Annotated in this window: 16 protein-coding genes; 8 read left to right on the top strand and 8 right to left on the bottom strand. The window is 62.4% G+C overall.

Annotated features, from left to right (window positions below; genetic code table 11):
• Positions 1-27: 27 nt before the first annotated feature.
• Entirely contained in the window at positions 28-675 is a 648-nt protein-coding gene (locus tag HY26_RS02720; RefSeq protein WP_034768237.1) for a 50S ribosomal protein L25/general stress protein Ctc, read from the bottom strand.
• Between the two features lie 261 nt (positions 676-936).
• Between HY26_RS02720 and HY26_RS02725 the strand changes: the two genes are divergently transcribed.
• The 4 genes from HY26_RS02725 (at position 937) to HY26_RS02740 (ending at position 6,934) form a co-directional block, all read left to right on the top strand.
• Positions 937-1,140, top strand: coding sequence for a hypothetical protein (locus HY26_RS02725; protein ID WP_112072885.1), 204 nt, complete (start codon positions 937-939; stop codon positions 1,138-1,140).
• Between the two features lie 135 nt (positions 1,141-1,275).
• Complete coding sequence (locus HY26_RS02730; RefSeq protein WP_034768239.1) at positions 1,276-1,542, top strand: DUF4212 domain-containing protein; 267 nt, start codon at positions 1,276-1,278, stop codon at positions 1,540-1,542.
• Between the two features lie 4 nt (positions 1,543-1,546).
• Positions 1,547-3,313, top strand: a complete 1,767-nt coding sequence (locus tag HY26_RS02735; RefSeq protein ID WP_112072886.1) for a sodium:solute symporter family protein — start codon at positions 1,547-1,549, stop codon at positions 3,311-3,313.
• Positions 3,314-3,478: 165 nt separating this feature from the next.
• Entirely contained in the window at positions 3,479-6,934 is a 3,456-nt protein-coding gene (locus HY26_RS02740; protein WP_112072887.1) for a PAS-domain containing protein, read from the top strand.
• An 8-nt stretch (positions 6,935-6,942) separates the two neighbouring features.
• Here HY26_RS02740 and HY26_RS02745 read toward each other — a convergent pair whose 3' ends face one another.
• Positions 6,943-7,575 (bottom strand): response regulator transcription factor, encoded by a 633-nt coding sequence (locus HY26_RS02745; RefSeq protein WP_034768243.1) that lies wholly within the window; start codon positions 7,573-7,575, stop codon positions 6,943-6,945.
• Between the two features lie 186 nt (positions 7,576-7,761).
• On the opposite strand from HY26_RS02745, the gene HY26_RS02750 reads away from it, so the two are divergent.
• Entirely contained in the window at positions 7,762-9,057 is a 1,296-nt protein-coding gene (locus HY26_RS02750; protein WP_112072888.1) for a DcaP family trimeric outer membrane transporter, read from the top strand.
• Positions 9,058-9,095: 38 nt separating this feature from the next.
• Positions 9,096-11,045: an acetate--CoA ligase gene (gene acs / locus HY26_RS02755; protein WP_034768442.1), complete on the top strand. Its 1,950-nt coding sequence runs from the start codon at positions 9,096-9,098 to the stop codon at positions 11,043-11,045.
• A 58-nt stretch (positions 11,046-11,103) separates the two neighbouring features.
• On the opposite strand, the gene HY26_RS02760 is transcribed toward acs, so the two are convergent.
• Together HY26_RS02760 and HY26_RS02765 are read right to left on the bottom strand one after the other, a co-directional pair.
• On the bottom strand, positions 11,104-12,714 hold the full coding sequence (locus HY26_RS02760; protein WP_034768246.1) for a stimulus-sensing domain-containing protein: 1,611 nt from the start codon (positions 12,712-12,714) through the stop codon (positions 11,104-11,106).
• 25 nt (positions 12,715-12,739) lie between these two features.
• Positions 12,740-13,204 carry a peptidylprolyl isomerase gene (locus tag HY26_RS02765; protein ID WP_034768248.1) on the bottom strand — a complete coding sequence of 155 codons (465 nt, stop codon included), beginning with the start codon at positions 13,202-13,204 and terminating at the stop codon, positions 12,740-12,742.
• A 120-nt stretch (positions 13,205-13,324) separates the two neighbouring features.
• Here HY26_RS02765 and HY26_RS02770 point away from each other — a divergent pair, with 120 nt between their 5' ends.
• The gene (locus HY26_RS02770) at positions 13,325-13,795 is read left to right on the top strand and encodes a DUF3995 domain-containing protein (RefSeq protein ID WP_034768250.1); all 471 of its coding nucleotides are present in this window, start codon (positions 13,325-13,327) and stop codon (positions 13,793-13,795) included.
• Between the two features lie 3 nt (positions 13,796-13,798).
• Here HY26_RS02770 and HY26_RS02775 read toward each other — a convergent pair whose 3' ends face one another.
• Entirely contained in the window at positions 13,799-14,491 is a 693-nt protein-coding gene (locus HY26_RS02775; protein WP_034768443.1) for a response regulator transcription factor, read from the bottom strand.
• Positions 14,492-15,020: 529 nt separating this feature from the next.
• On the opposite strand from HY26_RS02775, the gene HY26_RS02780 reads away from it, so the two are divergent.
• Positions 15,021-15,206 carry a hypothetical protein gene (locus tag HY26_RS02780; RefSeq protein WP_139068895.1) on the top strand — a complete coding sequence of 62 codons (186 nt, stop codon included), beginning with the start codon at positions 15,021-15,023 and terminating at the stop codon, positions 15,204-15,206.
• A gap of 263 nt (positions 15,207-15,469) precedes the next feature.
• Here HY26_RS02780 and ilvD read toward each other — a convergent pair whose 3' ends face one another.
• From ilvD to polA, 3 genes are all read right to left on the bottom strand, one after another.
• Positions 15,470-17,308: a dihydroxy-acid dehydratase gene (ilvD, locus tag HY26_RS02785; RefSeq protein ID WP_034768445.1), complete on the bottom strand. Its 1,839-nt coding sequence runs from the start codon at positions 17,306-17,308 to the stop codon at positions 15,470-15,472.
• Positions 17,309-17,427: 119 nt separating this feature from the next.
• Positions 17,428-18,474 carry a PLP-dependent cysteine synthase family protein gene (locus HY26_RS02790; protein ID WP_112072889.1) on the bottom strand — a complete coding sequence of 349 codons (1,047 nt, stop codon included), beginning with the start codon at positions 18,472-18,474 and terminating at the stop codon, positions 17,428-17,430.
• A 139-nt stretch (positions 18,475-18,613) separates the two neighbouring features.
• Positions 18,614-21,403, bottom strand: a complete 2,790-nt coding sequence (gene polA / locus HY26_RS02795; protein WP_112072890.1) for a DNA polymerase I — start codon at positions 21,401-21,403, stop codon at positions 18,614-18,616.
• Positions 21,404-21,533 lie beyond the last annotated feature (130 nt).

Below are 21,533 nucleotides of genomic sequence, written 5' to 3' on the forward strand. Positions count from 1 at the left end.
CACGTTAAAGGATGGAAGGGAAGAGACTTAGTCTTCTTTCTCTTCGCCGCCTTCTTCTTCAGCAGCTTCCTCTTCGCCAGCCTCGGCAGAGGTGTCATCGGCCTTGGCCGAGCGGCCGGCGATGGTGGCGATGGTGAAGTCACGGTCGGTGATGGTCGGCTCGGCATCGCTCGGCAGGGCGATGTCGGAGATTTTCACGTTGTCGCCGATTTCCAGTTTGGAAACGTCGGCTTCCAGCGATTCCGGAATGTGGCCGGCCGGAACGAGCAGTTCGACCGCGTGGCGAACCACGTTGAGCGTGCCACCCTTCTTGAGGCCCGGGGAGACTTCCTCACCCACGAAGTGCACAACCACTTCGACCTTGATCTTCTGCTTGGCGTCGACGCGGAACAGGTCCACGTGCATCGGCTGGTCGGAGACCGGGTGCATCTGGATCGCCTGCGGGATCACCAGCTGCTTTTCGCCATTGTGAACGAGCGTTGCGGTGGAAGACAGGAAGTGACCGGTTTCGATGGCCTTCTGAACTTCATTCCGCTTCAGGCTGATCGCCACCGGATCCTTGCCGCCGCCATAGAGGACGCCGGGCACGAGGCCTTGCTTGCGGGCTTCACGGGCGCCGCCGGTGCCGACGCGCTCACGCAGTTCGACATTGAAGGTAATCTGTTGTTTTGACATTGTTTTTCCTTTCGCCCTCGACTCCGCCCCGCCTTTGCGGTGAGGTGAGAAGCTGACACGAACGGCCTTGCGCCGTCGTTTCTGAAGGCGCGCAGGTAGCCCATACGCCCTGTATTGGCAAGGGTTTACGGCAGGTTCCGCCGGTGCGCCTGCAACGCTTTCCTTTCGCTGACATTCATTCGGATTTCCCCTCAGACCAAGGTCGGGGATGGTGATGGGCACAAATCGCGTAAACTGCTGAAAAGAATACGGGAGGAAAAGATGCTGAAATCGCATGTGATGATGGCTTTCGGCCTGCTGATGATCGCGATTTATGCGGTGCGTCTCGCGTCAGGCTTCAGCTTGTCGAACGGGGTGGATCTCGGTGAGGTCTACCTGATCGGCGGGTTGGGACTGGCCGGGGCGCTGCTGTGGAGTGGCTGGAATGAGCGCCGGCACGCGAAGCGCATCCGTCAGGAAAGTTAAGACCAAAGTGGGGCTGTCTGAGACAGCCCTTTTGCGTCAGCGTACAACCTGCGGCTGCCGCACCCAAACAACAAGAACGGCCAAAGAAGCCGGATAAGGCATTGGCCAAATAGGCTAAGGGAGGAAACGGAAACAATGACTCACAACATCAAAGAGATCGATGCGAAAGGGTACTGGCGCGACGTCGTCAAGCTGACCCTGAGCCTTCTCGCCATCTGGTTCATCGTGTCGTACGGGGCAGGCATCCTGTTCCGCAGCGTGCTCGACCAGGTGTCGATCGGTGGCGCGCCCCTTGGGTTCTGGTTCGCACAGAACGGATCCATCTACGTCTTCGTGGGGCTGATCTTCTATTACTGCCGGGCGATGAACCGCCTGGAGAAGAAATACGGCGTGGAGGCCTGAGACGATGGACGAGCAATTCTGGACCTATTTCTGGGTCGTCCTGACTTTCGGGACCTATATCGGCATCGCCATCTGGGCGCGCGCCGGTTCGACCGACGATTTCTATGTCGCCGGACACGATGTTCACCCCACCGTCAACGGCATGGCCACGGCAGCTGACTGGATGTCGGCGGCCTCCTTCCTGTCGATGGCGGGCCTGATTGCCTTCATGGGTTATGGCGGCTCCGTCTACCTGATGGGCTGGACCGGCGGTTACGTCCTGCTGGCCCTGCTGCTGGCACCCTTCTTGCGTGAGTTCGGAAAGTTCACCGTGCCGGACTTTGTGGGGGACCGCTATTACTCGACCACGGCCCGCCTGATCGCAGTCGTCTGTGCACTGTTCGTTTCGTTCACTTACATTGCCGGGCAGATGAAAGGCGTGGGCGTGGCCTTCTCGGGCTTCCTGGGCGTCGAGTTCAACACCGGCATCATGGTCGGCATGGCGATCGTGTTCGTCTATGCTGTCCTCGGCGGCATGAAGGGCGTCACCTATACGCAGGTCGCACAATATGTCGTGCTGATTTTCGCCTATACGGTGCCCGCGATCTTCATTTCACTGATCGTCACCGGAAACCCGATCCCGCAGCTTGGCTTCATCTCCAATGTGAAGGGTGAGGACATCTCCATGCTTGGCAAGCTGAACACCGTCGTGACGGATCTCGGCTTCCTGGAATACACGCAGACTGACAAGTCCATGCTCGACGTGATCGCCATCACCGGCGCGCTGATGTTCGGCACGGCAGGTCTGCCGCACGTGATCATCCGCTTCTTCACCGTGTCGAGCGCAGGCGCTGCCCGCGTGTCGGCCGGCTGGGCGCTGGTGTTCATTGCGCTGCTCTACACGACGGCCCCGGCGGTCGCATCGCTGGCCCGTCTCAACTTCATCGATACGGTGAACGAGGCGACCTATATCACATCCGATGCCGACTATGACACAGAAGCGGCCGCCATCGTGGCCGAGGGCGGCAAGCCGATCCCGAAATGGTTCAAGGACTGGGAAAAGATAGGCTTGCTTGAGGTGACCGACAAGAATGGCGACGGCGTCGTCCAGTACCGGGCCGGTGCGGACAATGAAGTCACTAAGCTGGACCGCGACATCATCGTGACGGCCAACCCGTCCATCGCAGGCCTCCCGGCCTGGGTGATCGGCCTCGTCGTGGCAGGCGGCCTTGCGGCGGCCCTGTCGACAGCGGCGGGTCTCCTGATGGTGATCTCGTCCTCTGTCAGCCACGATCTCTGCCGGCGGACCTTCTTCAAGGGCATGACCGACAAGCAGGAGCTGCTGACGGCCCGCGGCGCAGCTGCAGGTGCGGTGGTCCTGGCCGGGGTCATGGGGATGAACACTTCTGCACTTGGCTTCGTGGCGCAGGTGGTGGCATTCGCCTTCGGCTTGGCGGCAGCCTCGCTGTTCCCGGTCATTGTGCTCGGCATCTTCTGGAAGCGGATGAACCGTGAAGGCGCCATCGCGTCCATGCTGACCGGTCTCATCACCACCTTCTGGTACATCTACCACTTCAAGTTCGTGGATACGGATGCCTCGCACTGGTGGCTCGGTGTGTCGCCTGAAGGGATCGGCTTTGTGTTCATGTTCCTGTCGCTGACTGTCGGCGTCGTGGTTGCCCTGGTGACCGCACCTCCGCCGCAGGACATCCAGGACCTTGTGGAAGACATCCGCGTGCCGGGGACCCGTACCCCACACGGCATCGCCGATGCGGAAATGCTGCCCGATTAAGAAGGCAGCAGCCTGTAACCTTCCTGAACTGGGCGGTCCGAGGCAGCGGACCGCCCTTTTTGGCTTTCCGCTCCGGACTTGGACCAGACTTTGGACCAGACTTTGGGCGAACTTGCCAGATGGGCGCCCGCCGGGTGAAGATCGGCTCTCAAGGAGTAATCGTCCATGCCAGTCTGGCTGATCGTCGGGGCAACGGGGCTGTATGTGTTCGGCCTGTTCGCCATCGCCTGGCGGGGCGACCGGCGTGCGCGGGACCCGGCGGCGACGCATAGCCCGTACACCTACGCGCTGGCGTTGGCCGTCTATTGCACCTCGTGGACCTTCTTCGGCGCGGTCGGAACGTCCGCCACGAACGGGTGGGACTATCTCGCCATCTATCTCGGCCCGGCGCTGGTTTTCCTGTTCCTGCCGGACCTGATCCGCCGCATCGGCAATGTTGCCCAGCGCGAGAGTATCTCGTCCCTGTCGGACTTCCTGTCGGCCCGGTACGGCAAGAGCCGCGGGGTCGGCGCGCTGGCGGCGCTTGCAGCTGTGGCTGGCAGCCTGCCTTACATCGCGCTGCAGCTGAAATCCGTCGGCATGAGCTTCCAGGCGCTGGCCTATGGCGCGGAGAATGCGGGCGGACGGCCCGCCAGCCAGACCGTGCTGTTTACAGCGCTCGCCATGGGCGTGTTCGCCATCCTGTTCGGCGCCCGACAGTCCGATGCAACGCGCCGCAATGCCGGCCTGATGCAGGTGCTGGCGCTGGAAGCGATGATCAAACTCGTGGCGCTGGTCGCCGTCGCGGCCTTGTCCCTCTCGCTGATCACGTCGCCGGACATTGAAGTCCCGCCGCAGGCGACGGAACCCTTTGCCGGAGGGCTCCTCTCGCAGCGCATGATCACGACCACGCTCCTGTCCATGTGCGCCATTATCTGCCTGCCGCGCCAGTTCCATGTCGCCGTCATCGAGCGACGCAATCCACAGGAAGTGCAGACCGCGCGCATCGTGTTTGTGGCGTACCTCGCCGTGACCAGCGCGGTGGTGATCCCGATCACGATTGCCGGCCTGTCGACGCTGGGCGCGGATGTGCCGCCGGACCTGTTCGTGCTCGACCTGCCGCTTGCCCGCGATAACGGACTGCTGGCCCTGTTCGTGTTCCTCGGCGGCTTCTCGGCGGCGACCGGCATGGTTATCGTCTCCAGCGTGGCGCTGTCGACCATGGTGACGAATGATTTGATTGTGCCGGCGGTCATGCAGACCGGCCGGTTCGCCAGCCTTGGCGGCAATTCCGGCGCGCGCCTCACTATGATCCGCCGCGGTGTGATCATCGTCATCGTGTTGTGCGCCTATGGCTATTACCGGCTGGCCGGGACGGGCGAAGCGCTGGCGCAGATCGGCCTCCTGTCATTTGCGGCGGCGGCCCAGTTCGCCCCGGCCCTGATCGGTGCCGTCTATTGGCGCAGCGGACGTCGGGCGGGCGTCGTGTGGGGGCTGGCCCTCGGCATGGGCCTCTGGGCCTACACGCTGTTCTTGCCGGCTATCCTGCAGCCGGACCGGATGGCGGCCGCTGTGCCGGGCTGGCTGGATCCTCACGCCCTGTTCGGCGCCCGGTTCGACGACAGCCTGATCCATGGCGTGGTGTGGAGCCTCGGCGCCAATATCGCAGCCTATGTGATCCTGTCGCTCCGCTCGCGTGAGCGTCTGCGGGACAAGGTCCAGTCATCGGTCTTTGTGGGTGACGCTGAAAGGCTGGGTCATACCGAGACCGGCACGTCAGACACAGTGGCTTCCGTGACGCCGAACGGGCTGAAAACGCTCGCCTCCCGCTTCCTCAATCCGGAAGCGGTCGAGCACGCCTTTGCGGACTTCGAGCGCGTGTCGGGAGTTCCGGCATCGGGCGATGGCCCGGCGGACTGGCAACTCGTTCAGCGGACGGAACGCCTGCTTGCCTCGGCGCTGGGAGCATCCTCTGCGCGGGTCGTGCTGGCTTCGGCCATCGGTGGCAATCAGGTGGCCCTGCGGGATGTCCTGTCCATGCTGGACCACAAGACGCAGGCCGAACGCTTCGACAGGCATATGCTGCAGTCCATGCTGGAGAATATCTCGCAAGGCATTTCCGTTGTGGATTCCGACCAGCGGCTAGTCGCTTGGAATTCGGCCTATCTCGACCTGTTCCATTATCCGAACGATCTCGTGGCGGTTGGCACGCCTGTGGCGAAACTGATCGAGTACAATCTGAAATCCGGCTGGATCGAGGGTGATCCCGCCGAGGAGGCCCGCCGCCGAGTCGCGCATATGCGGTCCGGGCGCCAGCACACCTATGAGCGGCGCAATCCGGACGGCCGCTATCTCCGCATTGTCGGCAATCCGACCCCGGGCGGCGGCTATGTGACGACCTTCACCGACATCACGGAGGACAAGCTGCGCGAGCGGGCGCTGATCGAGGCAAACGAAACGCTGGAGACGCGGGTCCGCGAGCGCACGCACGATCTGGAAGAGATGGCGCAGGACTTGGACCTCGCCCGCCGCGACGCGGAAGGCGCGAATGCCTCCAAGACGCGCTTCCTCGCAGCAGCCAGCCATGACCTGTTGCAGCCGCTGAATGCGGCGCGTCTGTTCCTCGGGTCCATCCGTGCGGACGAGCAGGGGCAGGGACTGGTCTCGCGGGCCGACAAGGCCATTCAGTCTGCGGATGAACTGATCCGCGGCCTTCTGGATATCTCCCGGCTGGATCATGGAAGCATCGCACCGAAACCGGTGCAGCTGCCTGTCGGCCCCTTACTAGAGGATCTGGTGGAAGAGGCCATGCCCATGGCTGAACAGGCCGGAATCGAAATGCGGATCGCGCCGTCGAGTCTTGTGGTGGAAGCCGATCCGGATTTCCTGAAAAGCATCCTGCGCAACTTCATCTCGAACGCCCGCCGATATACGCGCGAAGGCGCCGTGCTGGTTGGCGCCCGGCGCCGCGGGGACATGGCTCGGATCGAGGTCTGGGATACCGGGCCGGGCATTCCGGCCGACAGCCTGCCGCTGATCTTCGAGGAGTTCCGGCGGTTTGAAGACACCGACAATACAGGCATCCGGGGCGCCGGTCTCGGCTTGCCGGTTTCGAAACGCCTGGCAGATCTGATGGATGCCAAAATCAATATCCGTTCGGTGCCGGGCCGGGGCAGCGTCTTCTCCGTCGCGGTACCGCTGGCGGCCAAGCAAGGGAAACGCAAACGCTCTGTCTCCAAAACGGCCCCGCGAAAGCCCGTGAGCCTCGCCAATCTGAACGTGCTGGTGGTCGATGACGAGGCCGCCATTGTTGACGGAATGACCGCGCTGCTGACCGGCTGGTGCTGCAAGGTGCGCGGCGCCCGCTCCGTGGCCGAGGCGCAGGGCTGGCTGGAGGCGGAAAGCTTCGATGCCATGATCGCTGACCTGAACCTGCAGGATGCCGTCGACGGCTTCGACCTGATCGCCATGAGCCGTCCAAAACTCGCATCGCCTGGCAATGTCCTGCTGCTGACCGCGGCGGCGAATGAGGCGGTGCGCACGCAGGCAGAGATCGACGGCATCGCCATGCTGCGCAAACCGGCTGCGCCGGACGATATCCGCCGTTTCCTCGAAAACCTCGCGCAAAACGTAACCACCTGACGGCAGGATCAGAGCGAGGTGGCTTCCTTGTAGATGAGCAGCGCCTGCGTGCGGTTGTTTGCGCCCAGCTTGCGGAAGATCGCCGTCATGTGCGCCTTCACCGTGGCGACCGAAATATCCATCTCATAGGCAATCTGCTTGTTCAGCAGGCCGTCATTGAGACCGGACAGAACCTTGCGCTGGGCGGGTGTCAGGTCCGCCACGCGGGCAAGGAGTTCTTCCCGGTTGGCATCGGCAGCATCATTCGCTGGCGGGAACCATTGCCCGCCGTCCAGTGCCGTGGCGAGCGCGGCGGAGAGGTCCTCCATCGACATGCTCTTGGGCAGGTATCCGGCCGCGCCAAGCGCCCGGGCCGTGCCAAATGCCTGAGACGCGTCGGTCGCGGAAACCACGACAATCGGGCAAGCAGGGCCCGCCGCCATCAGCCGAGTCAGTCCGTCGAATTCCTGCGTATCGCCGAGGGTGAGGTCCAGCAGGATCAGGTCGAAGCGTTGCTCTTTTACCTTGGAAAGCGCCTCCGCCAGGCTGCTGGCGTGCTGCGCGGTCGCGCCATCCGGAAAAGCCGTGCCAAGCGCTGCTTCGAGCGCGTCACGGAACAATGGATGATCGTCCACGATCAGGACGGTCGGAACCAGCCCCATTCTATCTGCCTCCCCGAGCGCCGCGGGTTCCCTGACCTGCAGTCTGCATCCTGTTAGGGGAACCATACCCCCACGGAAAGGGATGTCGAGCACCATTAGACTTTTGTCTTAGCACCAATGGCCAATAGCGGCGTTTCCCCGCCGGAAGGATACTCCCTGAAAATAATAAGGCACGGGAGGAAACTGATGCCACGGACAATTAGAGGTTTACTGCTGACGGCGTCTGTTGCGATCATGGCGCTGGCAGCAAACGCAGAACAGTCTGTCGAGGAGCGGATTGCTGCGCTTGAGGCAATGGTTGCGGAGCTGAAGGCCGAACTTGCGGCCGAAAAGGCGGACACGGACGCTGACATCGTCCGGATCGAGACAGTGGCCCAGCAGGCCGCGCCGGCAGCCGGTGCGCCGAAGACGGACGGTTTCCTTGTCGGGGACACGACGCTGAAATTCGGTGGCATTGTCGACCTAGACGTCCACGCAACCTCCCTCAGCGATGGGGGCATCGCATCCACGTCAATTGCACGGGACTTCTACATTCCGGGCGCGACGCCGATTGGCGGGGAGGGGACCGATTTCACGGACTTCACAGCCGAATCTTCGCGCTTCTTCCTTTCCGCCTCAAAGCCGGTCGGGGAAGACACGGTGCAAGGCTATATCGAAATGGACTTCCTCGGCTCCGGCCAGGGCAATGAACTCGTCTCCAACTCTTACTCGCCGCGCCTGCGCCGGGCCTTTGTGAAGTACGGTAGCTGGCTGGCAGGTCAGGAATGGTCGACCTTCCAGAACACGTCGGCCATTCCGGAGAGTGCGAGCTTCCTGATCCTGTCTGACGGCATGGTGTTCATCCGCCAGCCCCAGATCCGGTACACCAAGGGAAACTGGATGTTCGCTCTGGAGAACCCGAACACGACCACGCTGAACTCCGGCTCAAGGGATGAGAACCTCATTCCGGATGTCGTCGCCCGGTACAATTTCACCGGCGACTACGGCAACGTCTCGATCGCGGGTATTGCCCGCCAGCTGCGCGCGGATTTCGGCGCATCGGAGGATGAAACTTTCGGCTACGGCCTCAGCGTGTCCGGCAAGGTGAAGGCCGGAGAGAAGGACGACATCCGCTTCAATCTCGTCGGCGGGGAAGGGATCGGGCGCTATGTCGGTCTTGCGGCCAGCCGTTCCGCCGCGCTTGACACAAATGGCAAGCTGGAAGCCATTCCCAGCTATGGCGGCCTGATCGCCTGGCGCCATCCGTTCGGAGAAACCGCCCGTTTCAATGTCGGTTATTCCGGCCTGTTCGTCGACAATCCAAACTACCTCCCGGCGAACGCGACGACCAAGTCTGTGCAGTCCGCTTATGGTGCAATTCTGTGGGATGTCGCCCCGAAAGTGACCGTCGGTGTGGAGCTGCTTCACGGCATTCGCGAACTGGAATCCGGCGCGGATGGGTCGATCAGTCGCTTCACCTTCTCCACCAAATATGCATTCTGATATCAGGACGAAAATTCATGCCCTACGAGGAAACAACCATGAGCGATCAGGCAAAAATCTACCCCGTTCCCGAGGAATTCGCGGCGAAGGCGAACCTGACGCCGGAAAAGTACAAGGAGATGTACGACGCCTCGCTCGCAGACCCGGAAGCATTCTGGGGTGAGCAGGGCAAACGGCTCGACTGGATCAAGCCCTACACCAAGGTGAAGGATGTCTCATGGGAGACCGGCGACCTGCACATCAAATGGTATGCCGATGGTGAGCTGAACGTCACCGCGAACTGTATCGACCGCCATCTCGCCACGCGCGGCGACAAGACGGCCTTTATCTGGATTGGCGACGATCCGAACGAGAGCCACAAGGTCAGCTACAAGGAACTGCACGCCGCCGTCTGCCGCTTCGCCAACGTCCTGAAGAAGCTCGGCGTCAAGAAAGGCGATCGCGTCACGATCTATATGCCAATGATCCTCGAAGCGGCCTATGCGATGCTGGCTTGTGCGCGCATCGGTGCGGTCCACTCGGTCGTGTTCGGCGGCTTCAGCCCGGAGGCCCTGTCCGGCCGGATCACCGATTGTGAGTCCACCGTGCTGATCACCGCTGATGAAGGTGTGCGCGGTGGCCGCAAGGTGCCGCTGAAGGTGAATGCCGACAAGGCGGCCGACCTTTCGAACGGCATGCTGAAGTCGATGCTGGTGATCAAGCGCACCGGCGCTGAGATCAACATGGTCGAAGGCCGGGACCATTGGCTGCATGAAGCGGCTGAAGACGTTTCGTCCGACTGCCCGCCGGAGCCGATGAATGCCGAAGACCCGCTCTTCATCCTCTACACGTCCGGTTCCACCGGCAAGCCGAAGGGCGTGCTGCACACGACCGGCGGCTATCTCGTCTGGGCCTCAATCACACATGAATACGTGTTCGACCTGAAAGAAGACGATGTCTACTGGTGTTCGGCGGATGTGGGCTGGGTGACCGGCCACTCCTATATTGTGTACGGACCTTTGGCGAATGGCACGACGACCGTGATGTTCGAAGGCATCCCGACCTATCCGGATGCGAGCCGCTTCTGGCAGGAATGCGACAAGCATGGCGTGACCATCTTCTACACCGCACCGACGGCGATCCGCTCCCTGATGCGCGAAGGCGAAGGCCCCGTTAATGCAACGTCCCGCAAGTCCATCCGCCTGCTCGGCACGGTGGGCGAGCCGATCAACCCGGAAGCCTGGGAATGGTATTTCCACACCGTCGGCGACGCGCGTTGTCCGATCGTCGACACCTGGTGGCAGACCGAGACTGGCGCCACCATGATGGTGCCGCTGCCCGGCACGACGGACCTGAAGCCCGGCGCGGCCAGCCACCCCTTCTTCGGCATCAAGCCGGTTTTGGTGGATGCAGACGGCACGGAGCTGCCCGGCGCCACCGAGGGCAACCTCCTGATCACCGACAGCTGGCCGGGCCAGATGCGCACCGTCTATGGCGACCACCAGCGCTTCATCGACACCTACTTCACGGCCTATCCGGGCAACTATTTCACCGGTGACGGCTGCCGCCGCGACGAAGACGGCTTCTATTGGATCACCGGTCGCGTGGATGACGTGATCAACGTCTCCGGCCACCGGATGGGCACGGCGGAAGTCGAAAGCGCGCTCGTCAGCCATGATGCCGTGGCAGAAGCCGCCGTGGTCGGCTATCCGCACGACATCAAGGGGCAGGGCATCTATGCCTATGTCACATTGGTGCAGGGCGTGGAGGCCGACGAGGCGTTGCGCAAGAACCTCGTCCAGCATGTCCGCGCCGAGATCGGCCCGATCGCTTCGCCGGACCTGATCCAGTTCGCCCCGGGCCTGCCGAAGACCCGTTCCGGCAAGATCATGCGCCGTATCCTGCGCAAGATCGCGGAGAACGAATTCGGCAACCTCGGCGACACGTCCACACTGGCCGAACCGGAAGTCGTCGACGATTTGATCAACAACCGCCAGAACCGCGGCTAACGCGGCTCTGACCGGACAAAGAAAAAGCCCCTGCATTCGCGGGGGCTTTTTTGTTGCCTCAGATCGCCGGCAGGTCCACGCAGAATCTCGCGCCGCCGCCGTCGCGGTTCTCGGCCCAGACCTTGCCGCGATGGGTGGCGATGATCTGTTTCACGATAGAGAGGCCGAGACCGGAATTGTTGCCGAAGGCGGTGCCTTTCGGGCGGTCCGTATAGAAACGGTTGAAGATTGTGTCCAGCTTGTCCGGCGGTACACCGGGGCCGCAATCCTCGACTTTGATCCGGGCGATGGTCTGAGGGCCGTCATTGGTCTGGTCCAGCGTCACGTCCACCACAGAGCCGGGCGGGGAGAAGGAGCGGGCATTGTCGATCAGGTTCCGGATCACCTGTCCCAGCGGCCCTTCACGGCCCTGCACCAGCAGGCGGCCGCCCATCGTGGCATCGTGAAAGGACACCGTCACCGCGCCTTCGTCCAGCGCGAGTGACTCGTAAGTGCCGACCACGTCGTGTACGAAGCGGGCAATGTCGAGCTGCTCGTTCGGCACGCGGGTCATTTCTGCTTCGAGGCGCGAGGCGTTGGAGATGTCGGTGATCAGGCGGTCGAGGCGCTTCACGTCTTGCGCGATGACGCCGCGCAGCTTTTCGGTCAGCTCCGGGTTTTCCTTCACGCTGTCCAGCGTCTCGATAGCGGAGCGGATGGAGGTGAGCGGGTTTTTCAGCTCATGCGCCACGTCGGCGGCGAATTGTTCGTTGGCCTGGATGCGCTCGATCAGCGCCTCGGTCATGCCCTCCATGGAGGTGGCGAGGTCGCCGATCTCGTCCTTGCGGGCGGAGAGCGCAGGCACATTGATCCGTTCCGAAGCGCCGGCCCGGATCCGGTCGGCCGCCACGGCCAGACGGCGCAATGGCCGCGCAATGCCGAGTGTCAGCAATACCGATGTGATGAAGGCCACGAGCACCGCCACGCCGATGAACGGCAGTAGCGCCGCCCGCTCGGCGCGGATGATTTCGTCGATGTCGCTCGATTCCAGCGTCAGCACGCCCACGACGGCGGAGACCCGCTGGATCGGCATGGAGACCGAGATGATGCGCTGGCCGCGATCATTGAAGCGCTGGCTGGCGGCTTCCCCGCCTTCGACGGCGGTATCGAACTCTTCCTCGAAGGTTTGCGTGCGGACGGCATCGGAGGAGCGCCGCGGCATGACCGGCCCGAACACATGGGCGGCCCATTCCGACAGGTCCCGGCCCCAGCGGGCCACACGGCCCGGCTCTCGCAGCGGTGGCAGGGCATCCACATCCACCCGTTCGGAGAGATAGAAGCTGTCGCCCACCATCTCGCCATCGGGCAGGTATATGCGCGCACGCACTCGTTCGGGCAGGTTCAGGCGGACGATGGTTTGCCGGGCGGCGTCAACGTCGAGCGCGGGCTGGGGCGTGGTGGCATCGTCGCCGAGCAGGCTGGTGAAGATCTGCGCCTGGGCGACGAGGTCCTGTTTCTTCGAGACGACGAAGCCGGCCCGCATTTCGTTCAGGACCATCGCCCCGATGATGAGGATGGCAAGGCCAGCAAGGTTCGACGCGAAGATCAGCCGTGCGATACGGCTACCGAACACGACCGAACTGTTCAGTCCGGCGCGCGGTGTCTTCCGTTTCTTGTCCTTACCGGCCATGCGGGTCCTTCCGGCTTGAGCCAGATCAGGCGTCAGCAGCGACGCGCATGGAGACGATCTTGTCCGGATTGCGCGGCGGCTCGCCCTTGGCCAGCTGGTCGACCACATCCATGCCTTCGGTCACCTTGCCCCAGACGGTGTATTGTCCATTGAGGAAGCTGGCATCGTCGAAGCAAATGAAGAACTGGCTGTTAGCCGAGTGAGGCGCCGAAGTGCGGGCCATGGAGCAGGTGCCGCGCACATGCGGCTCTGCATTGAACTCGGCTTTCAGGTCGGGCTTGTCGGAGCCGCCCATGCCGGTGCCCTTCGGGCAGCCGACCTGGGCCATGAAGCCCGGAATCACGCGGTGGAAGACGATGCCGTCATAGAAGCCCTCGCGGGCAAGTTCCTTGATCCGCTCGACATGCCCGGGGGCGAGGTCCGGGCGCAGCTCGATGGTAACGTTGCCTTTGGAGGTTTCGAGGAGGATCGTGTTTTCAGGGTCGGCCATGGGAGTTCCTGTTTCTTGTGCTAATCTAGAGACTGGCTATTGAATGAAGCCCATTGCGGCAAGCCCGTGCGGCAGGAATATGCCAATCGGGGAGGGCGCCGCGTCACGGCTGAGGACTTAATGCTCGCACCCACTCTTTCGGTCATTCTGGCCTGTATTCTGTCGATTGCAGGCCTGTTGCACACACTTTGGGGCTTCGGCGTGACCTTTCCGGCCGCCAATGAACAGCAATTGGCGCGTATGGTGGTCGGAAAGCGCGGCATCACCAAGATGCCGTCCATGACCGCCTGCCTGTTCGTGGCGGTCAGCCTGTTCGCCTTTGCCTTCCTGGCGCTGGTGCTGGGCCAGCATGTGCACCTGCCGGTATCGAAATGGCTGGTCGCTTTGGCCGGGGCCGGGGCGGCGCTTGTATTCACGGGACGGGGCGTTGTGGGCATATTGCCGGCGTTCGAGCGGGCGCTGCCGGAACAGCCATTCCTGACGCTGAACCGGCGCTTCTATTCCCCGCTGATCATCCTGATCGGCGTCGGGTTTGCGCTGCTGACCCTGGCGCTGCCCCATTGGAGCTGGCGCCTGGGCTTGCTGGGCTAGACCCTATTCGGTGTAGCGGTAGCCAACGCCGTAGAGCGTCTCGATCGCATCGAACTCTTCAGACACTTCGCGGAACTTCTTGCGAAGCCGCTTGATGTGGCTGTCGATGGTGCGGTCGTCGACATAGATCTGGTCGTCATAGGCCGCATCCATCAGCTGGTCGCGGCTCTTCACGTAGCCCGGGCGCTGGGCGAGGGCCTGCAGGATCAGGAATTCCGTCACCGTCAGGCGCACCGGGTGTCCGTCCCAGGTACAGGCGTGGCGGTTCGGGTCCAGCGTCAGCTTTCCGCGGACGATCGGCTTGTGGTCGCCTTCTTCCGGGCCGGCCTGTCCACCGCGGGCGCGGCGCAGCACGGCTTTCACCCGCTCTGCCAGCAGGCGGTTGGAGCAGGGTTTGCGCACGAAATCGTCGGCGCCGATGTTGAAGCCGATCACCTCGTCGATTTCCTCGTCCTTCGACGTCAGGAAGATCACCGGCAATTCGCTGGTCTGGCGCAGGCGCCGCAGCAATTCCATGCCGTCCATCTTCGGCATCTTCACGTCGAGGATGGCGATGTCCGGTGGGGTCTCCGTCAGCGCAGGCAGGGCGGCCTCACCATCATGATAGGTGCGGACATTGTAGCCTTCGGCCTCGAAGAACATCTTGAGAGAGGCGACGATGTTCTCGTCATCGTCCACAAGCGCGAGAGTTGTCATAGTCCGGTCCTTGTCCGCCAGTTTCGGCCCTGTGTGGGGCCGGTCAGCTGTGGAGTGAAACATGGTTCGCGTCATGGAAATAGCCTCCCTTCAGTGGTCTTGCAATGAAAGGCAGTGATCCGGGCGAGCGCTTGCTCACATTAAGGCGCTTTGGAGGTCAATTGCGGCGGGATTGCCCTGAATGTTGCCAGCAGTGGTGGTGATCCGTCTTAGTCGTCCATAGTCCGGTATGGTCATGGCAAGTCATGACTGATCATGGCGCAGTCCGGTTTGGTCATGCATATTCCCCTCAGGCGTCACGCCCGATGGCCAACGGTCATTTGGGCGCCCATCTCTGAACGAAGCAACGGGCGCGTCATGACATGACGTTCCTGACGCGCTTATCAGAGATGGGTCCCCAAACCGCTCCGAGGCCGGGGATGACGCAAGTAGAGGGTTATCCACCAACCAATGGCGCCAAACCTGCCGTACTCATTGCCGCGAAAACAAATCCATCCGACACCTCCGTGGCCGGATGTATATTGCGCGCATGTCGCTCTTCCATCCACCCGAAGGCTTCCCGCCGCATCTTGTCGCCTTCTGGCCGCTCGTCTGGGTCCAGCTCCGGCTGCTCGGCGCAGCGGTGCGGGCCACCTATGGGAAGGACGCGACCTATCGCTGGAGCATCACCCCGAACGGGCGCGTCTTCCTGACCTGCATTCACTTCAGGCTGTAGGACAAGGCAGCGCGTGAGTGGCTGATACCGCGCGCGTATTTCACCGACCGCCTTGCCGCGGTTTGCGATGGCCGGGCCTTTGCGCCCGCTTATGCGGCACGGTGCGCCGAGCCACATGATGTCGGGGGTGCGCCTGTCGCACGTCGCAGCACGCAAGCCTGCAACCTGAACCTGCCCCTGCCGGAAACCTGACGCGGGTTTTCTCCCTGAAAATTCAGTTCACCCACAAAGCGCCTTCACGGGCGTCGCAGGCTCTGGAAGCGTTACGGATCCAGGCGCACGGCACCTTGAGACGCGTTCCCGACATGGGCCGCATAGACCTTCAGGGCACGGCTCACCTTGCGGGGGCGCTCCTCGACGGGCTTCCAGGCCTTGTCGCCTCTGGCTTCCATCGCGGCGCGGCGGGACGCGATTTCCTCGTCCGTAAGTTTCGCATGGATCGTGCGGTTCGGGATGTCGATCTCGATGATGTCGCCTTCCTCGATCAGGCCGATCAGGCCGCCTTCCGCCGCCTCCGGACTGACATGGCCGATCGAAAGCCCTGACGTGCCGCCGGAGAAACGCCCGTCGGTGATCAGGGCGCAGGCCTTTCCGAGCTTCATCGATTTCAGGTACGAGGTCGGGTAGAGCATCTCCTGCATGCCGGGGCCGCCGCGCGGGCCTTCATGGCGGATGATGACCACATCGCCTGCCTTCACGCCCTTGTTCAGGATGCGCTTGCAGGCGTCTTCCTGGCTATCGCATACAACGGCCGGGCCGGAGAATTTGAGGATCGAGTCGTCGACGCCAGCGGTTTTCACCACGCAGCCTTGTTCCGCGAGATTGCCGAACAGGACAGCGAGGCCGCCATCCTGCGAGAAGGCATGCTCGGCAGAGCGGATGACGCCTTTCTCGCGGTCTGTGTCGAGTTCCTTGTAGCGGCGCGACTGGCTGAAGGCCTCGGTCGTGCGCACGCCGCCCGGCGCAGCCAGGAACAGCTCGTGTGCAGCCGGATCATTGGTGACGGTTATGTCCCATTTGGTGATCGCCTCGGCCAGCGTGTCGGAGTGGATGGTACGGACGGACGTGTCGAGCTTTCCGGCACGGTCGAGCTCACCCAGGATGCCGAAGATGCCCCCGGCGCGGTGGACGTCTTCCATGTGGACGTTGGCCACAGCCGGGGCGACCTTGCAGAGGCAGGGCGTCGAACGGCTGAGCCGGTCGATATCGTCCAGTGTGAAATCGACCTCGCCTTCGCGGGCGATGGCCAGAAGGTGGAGGATCGTATTGGTCGAGCCGCCCATGGCGATGTCGAGCGTCATCGCGTTTTCGAACGCGGCCTTGGTGGCGATGCCGCGGGCGGAAACGGATTTGTCGCCGTCTTCATAATAGAGCTTGGTCAGCTCCACGATGCGCTGGCCAGCGCGGCGGAAGAGGGCCTCCCGGTCGGCGTGGGTGGCTAGCGTCGAGCCATTGCCCGGCAGGCCGAGGCCTAGGGCTTCGGCGAGGCAGTTCATGGAGTTTGCGGTGAACATGCCGGAGCAGGAGCCGCAGGTCGGGCAGGCATTCTGTTCGAACTCGGCGACTTCTTCGTCGGTCCGGTCGGGGTTCGCCGCTTCGATCATGGCGTCGATCAGGTCGACCGCGCGCAGTTCGCCGTCGATATTGACCTTGCCGGCCTCCATCGGGCCGCCGGAAATGAAGACGACCGGAATATCGAGGCGCAGCGCCGCCATCATCATGCCGGGCGTGATCTTGTCGCAATTGGAGATGCAGACCATCGCATCGGCACAGTGGGCGTTTACCATGTACTCGACACTGTCGGCGATCACTTCGCGGCTCGGCAGGGAATACAGCATGCCGTCATGGCCCATCGCGATGCCGTCATCGACCGCGATCGTGTTGAATTCCTTGGCCACGCCGCCCGCCGCGACGATCTCGCTGGCGACCATCTGGCCGAGGTCTTTCAGGTGCACGTGGCCGGGCACGAACTGGGTAAAGGAGTTCACCACCGCGATAATCGGCTTTCCGAAATCGCTGTCCTTCATGCCTGTCGCGCGCCAAAGGCCGCGGGCGCCGGCCATGTTGCGGCCATGGGTGGAAGTGCGGGAACGGTAGAGAATTGCCACTTTGTGCCTCTTTTACGGTGTTCGGCAGGGGATTACCTGCCGGGCGGGCGATTATCAATCATGACGAAGGGGGAACGGCCAGCCCCCATCTGTTGCCGGGTCTGCTGGCAGGGCTACTGCGCGGCGGCCCTGGCCGCAGGCTGTACCGGGCCGAGGCAGCGTATTCCGGCAATCACTGGCGCGAGCCGCGCATGAGCGGCCTGATAGGCGTCCGCACCCACGGTGGGAATGTAGCGGGACTGGATCTCGTTCAGGTACCGCTCGTCCCCGTCGGCGCAGATACAGGCCACGCGGGCCGGTTTGTCCTGCCTGGCGAGCCAGTCCAGTGCACCGAGAATGACACCGGTGCTGGACAGGCCAACCTTGGAGAGCTCGTGCTCGTGCAGCAGGTTGAAGGCCGCAATGGTTGCAGCCTCGTCCATCCGGATCATGCCGGGATCGGGTTTCATGCCCGCAAAGGAGGAGCGCCGCTGGCTGCCGAAGGCGGGGATCTTCAGCTTGTCTGTGCAGCCCGACGGAGCATCGAGGAAGGCGCAGGAGCTTTCCGGTTCCACGAGGCAAAGCTGTGTCTGGCCCGGATGGGCTTTCAGATAGTCGGCAAAGCCGCGCGACGTGCCGCCAGAAGACGAGGTCATGAATACCGCGTCGAATGGCCCGTCCGCAAACAGTTCCGGCGCCGTCCAGTTCTGGTGCGAGGCCGGGTTAAGCGGATTTGAATACTGGTCGAGGAAAACCGAGCCTTCCTGCTCAGCAATCTCACCGGCCACGCGCATGCGGGCGGCATTGGAGGTTTCGCCGGGCCTCGGTTCGGCAATCACCAATTTGGCGCCAGCGCCTTCGATCTGGGCGGCATTATGCGCACTGATCGATGCGGACGACACGATGGTTGCATCTATGCCCAGCCGCTGGCAGATACAGGCCAGCGCATTGCCGTAATTGCCGGAGGAAGCATCCACCACGGATTTGACCGGGCCGATCTTCTCGATCGTTCTCGACAGGATGTACCACGCTACGCGGTCCTTGACCGAGCCGAACTCGTTGCAGCGCTCCTCTTTCACCAGCAATTCATGGGTCAGATTGCCAATTTTGACCTGGTAGGCGGTCAGGGGCGTGTGGCCGATTTTGAAGGGACAGCTGGCGACGGCGGTAGAAAATGGCATGAGCCTGCCTCGGTCTGCGTTACGCAATGCAACATAGCTAGCAGGCCGAATCGCTCACGCAAATGTGACAACTGCGTCTGGCAACATTGAAAATTAGTATGCCTTTCAGCGCAGCAACCTCGCTTCAGAACCAGACAGCCTAGTGGGCATCGGCCCAGTTTGCGGCGGCGCGGGCGTCCACTTCCAGCGGAACTGACAGGTCCATGGCGGGGCTGGCGGCCGACTGCATGGTCTCTTTGGCGACCTTGATCAGTTTTTCGGCTTCCTTCTCAGGACACTCGAAGACGAGTTCGTCGTGCACCTGCAGCAGCATGCGGGCTTTCAGCTTTGCCTTGGCCAGCGCTTCCGGCATCCGGATCATGGCGCGCTTGATGATGTCGGCGGCAGACCCCTGGATCGGCGCATTGATGGCCTGACGCTCGGCGAATGCCTTTTGTGGGCCTTTCGACTTGATCCCGGCGAGGTGCACTTTCCGGCCGAAGGCCGTCTGAACGTAGCCGTGCTCCTTCGCAAAGGCCTTGGTTTCGTCCATATAGGCGCGGATGCCGGGGAAGCGTTTGAAATAGGTCTTGATGTATTCCGAGGCTTCCGATTGCGGGATGCCCAACTGGCGGGCGAGACCGAAGCCGGAAATGCCGTAGATGATGCCGAAATTGATCGCTTTGGCCTGGCGGCGCACCATCGGATCCATGTCTTCGATGGGCACGCCGAACATTTCGCTCGCCGTCATGGCGTGAATGTCGAGACCTTCCTTGAAGGCGGTTTTCAGGGCATCGATGTCGGCCATGTGGGCCAGTACGCGCAGCTCGATCTGGCTGTAGTCCGCGCTGACGAGCACGTTGCCTTCATCGGCAATGAAGGCTTCGCGGATCTTGCGGCCTTCTTCTGTCCGCACCGGGATGTTCTGAAGGTTCGGATCGGATGAGGAGAGGCGCCCGGTCTGCGCCACCGCCATGGAAAAGCTGGTATGGACCCGGCCGGTTTCCTTGTTGATCGCGGCCTGCAGGGCCTCGGTATAGGTCGATCGCAGCTTCGAGAGGGTCCGCCAATCGACGATGGTGCGGGGCAGGTCATGGCCTTCAGCAGCGAGGCCTTCGAGCACGTCCGCGTCGGTCACCCAGGCGCCGGTCTTCGTTTTCTTGCCGCCTTCGATGCCCATCTTGTCAAACAGGATTTCGCCAAGCTGTTTGGGGCTGCCAATATTGAACTGCTCGCCGGCCTGCTCGTAGGCTTCGGCTTCCAGCGCGGCCATGCGTTGGGAGAAGTCGGCGGACAAGCGCGAGAGTTTGTCCCGGTCGACCTTGATGCCCTCGCGCTCCATGGCGGCAAGCACCGGCACCAGCGGGCGTTCCTCGGTCTCGTAGACCGTGGTGACTTTCTCCGTGTGCAGAAGTGGCTTGAATGTCTGCCACAGGCGTAGCGTGACGTCGGCGTCTTCAGCGGCGTATTCGGTGGCCTTGTCCAGCGCGACACGGTCGAAGGTGACCTGGGATTTTCCGGTGCCGGCCACGTCCTTGTAGGAGAGCGGCGTGTGGCCGAGATATTTCTCCGACAACATATCCATGCCGTGGCTGTGCTTGCCGGCATTCAGCACATAGGACAGCAGCATCGTATCGTCGATCGGCGCGACCTGGATGCCGTGCTGGGCGAAGATGTTCAGGTCATACTTGATGTTCTGGCCGATCTTCAGGATAGCGTCGTTTTCCAACATCGGCTTCAGCGCCTTGATGGCATCCTTCATCCGGATCTGCCGCGGCGGGTCCGCACCGAACATGTCGCCATCGCTTGCATCGTTGGGATCGATATGCGCCAGCGGGATGTAGCAGGCTTCGTTCGGAGCGAGCGCTAGCGACACGCCGACAAGGTTCGCCGTGACAGAGTCGAGGCTGTCAGTTTCCGTGTCGACGGCGACATAGCCCTGCTTCGTTGCGCGGGCGACCCAGTCTTCGAGGTCCTTGAAGTCACGGACGCAGGCATATTTGGTCCGGTCGATCGGATCTTCTGCAGGCGTAGCAGCTTCCAGCGCGCCTTCCTTTTCCATCATCTCGCGCACACGGCGGGTGATGGTCTTGAATTCCATTTCCTCCAGGAAGCCGAGCAGTGTTTCCGGTTCCGGATCCTGAACGGCGAGATCTTCCAGCTTCACCTCCAGCGGCACGTCATCCTTCAGGGTGACGAGGTCTCGCGAGAGCCGGATCTGGTCAGCGAAATTGATCAGCGTTTCGCGGCGTTTCGGTTGCTTGATCTCCTCGGCGCGGGCGAGCAGCGTGTCGAGATCGCCATACTCGCTGAGCAGCGTCGCCGCCGTTTTCACGCCGATGCCGGGGGCGCCCGGCACATTGTCCACGCTGTCGCCGGCCAGCGACTGGACATCGACCACTTTATCCGGGCCGACGCCGAACTTCTCGAACACTTCGTCCCGGCCCATCGTCTTGTTCTTCATCGTGTCGAGCATGACGATCTTGTCGGTGACGAGCTGCATCAGATCCTTGTCGGAGGAGACGATGGTGACGCGCGCGCCTTTCGCCTCGGCCTGGCGGGCATAGGTCGCAATCAAATCGTCGGCCTCGAAGCCATCCATCTCGATGGCATGGGCGGCGAAGGCTTCGGCGGCGCGGCGCACCAGCGGGAATTGCGGGCGCAGCTCTTCCGGAGGCTCGTCACGGTTTGCCTTGTACTGGTCGTACAGTTCGTTCCGGAATGTGTGCGCCGAGGCGTCGAAAATGCAGGCGAAGTGCGTCGGCCGCTCATCGCCCTTCAGGTCTTCCAGCAGCTTGAACAGCATGTTGCAAAATCCGCTGACTGCACCGATGGGCAGGCCATCTGACGAGCGTGTCAGCGGTGGCAATGCGTGGAACGCCCGGAAAATGTAGGCGCTGGCATCGACCAGGTAGAGGTGGCTGTCCTTGGTGACGGGGGCGGTGGCCATAAGCGAGAATCCTTCGTTCCCGTTGGTTTAGCCGCCAGAGAAGGGCGCGTCACCCGCCCGTAATCCGGGGGACGATTCTGCTTGTGGATTAAATGACCCAAGGTAAGCTTTGCCGCAATGAACGTCGGGG

Source organism: Hyphomonas sp. GM-8P, from assembly GCF_003263315.1.
In the GTDB taxonomy this organism is placed as follows: Bacteria; Pseudomonadota; Alphaproteobacteria; order Caulobacterales; family Hyphomonadaceae; genus Hyphomonas.

Bases quoted from the DNA above. Each gene is read 5' to 3' on its own strand.
- HY26_RS02720 (WP_034768237.1), bottom strand. From the start codon at position 675: ATGTCAAAACAACAGATTACCTTCAATGTCGAACTGCGTGAGCGCGTC.
- HY26_RS02725 (WP_112072885.1), top strand. From the start codon at position 937: ATGCTGAAATCGCATGTGATGATGGCTTTCGGCCTGCTGATGATCGCG.
- HY26_RS02730 (WP_034768239.1), top strand. From the start codon at position 1,276: ATGACTCACAACATCAAAGAGATCGATGCGAAAGGGTACTGGCGCGAC.
- HY26_RS02735 (WP_112072886.1), top strand. From the start codon at position 1,547: ATGGACGAGCAATTCTGGACCTATTTCTGGGTCGTCCTGACTTTCGGG.
- HY26_RS02740 (WP_112072887.1), top strand. From the start codon at position 3,479: ATGCCAGTCTGGCTGATCGTCGGGGCAACGGGGCTGTATGTGTTCGGC.
- HY26_RS02745 (WP_034768243.1), bottom strand. From the start codon at position 7,575: ATGGGGCTGGTTCCGACCGTCCTGATCGTGGACGATCATCCATTGTTC.
- HY26_RS02750 (WP_112072888.1), top strand. From the start codon at position 7,762: ATGCCACGGACAATTAGAGGTTTACTGCTGACGGCGTCTGTTGCGATC.
- acs (WP_034768442.1), top strand. From the start codon at position 9,096: ATGAGCGATCAGGCAAAAATCTACCCCGTTCCCGAGGAATTCGCGGCG.
- HY26_RS02760 (WP_034768246.1), bottom strand. From the start codon at position 12,714: ATGGCCGGTAAGGACAAGAAACGGAAGACACCGCGCGCCGGACTGAAC.
- HY26_RS02765 (WP_034768248.1), bottom strand. From the start codon at position 13,204: ATGGCCGACCCTGAAAACACGATCCTCCTCGAAACCTCCAAAGGCAAC.
- HY26_RS02770 (WP_034768250.1), top strand. From the start codon at position 13,325: ATGCTCGCACCCACTCTTTCGGTCATTCTGGCCTGTATTCTGTCGATT.
- HY26_RS02775 (WP_034768443.1), bottom strand. From the start codon at position 14,491: ATGACAACTCTCGCGCTTGTGGACGATGACGAGAACATCGTCGCCTCT.
- HY26_RS02780 (WP_139068895.1), top strand. From the start codon at position 15,021: ATGTCGCTCTTCCATCCACCCGAAGGCTTCCCGCCGCATCTTGTCGCC.
- HY26_RS02790 (WP_112072889.1), bottom strand. From the start codon at position 18,474: ATGCCATTTTCTACCGCCGTCGCCAGCTGTCCCTTCAAAATCGGCCAC.
- polA (WP_112072890.1), bottom strand. From the start codon at position 21,403: ATGGCCACCGCCCCCGTCACCAAGGACAGCCACCTCTACCTGGTCGAT.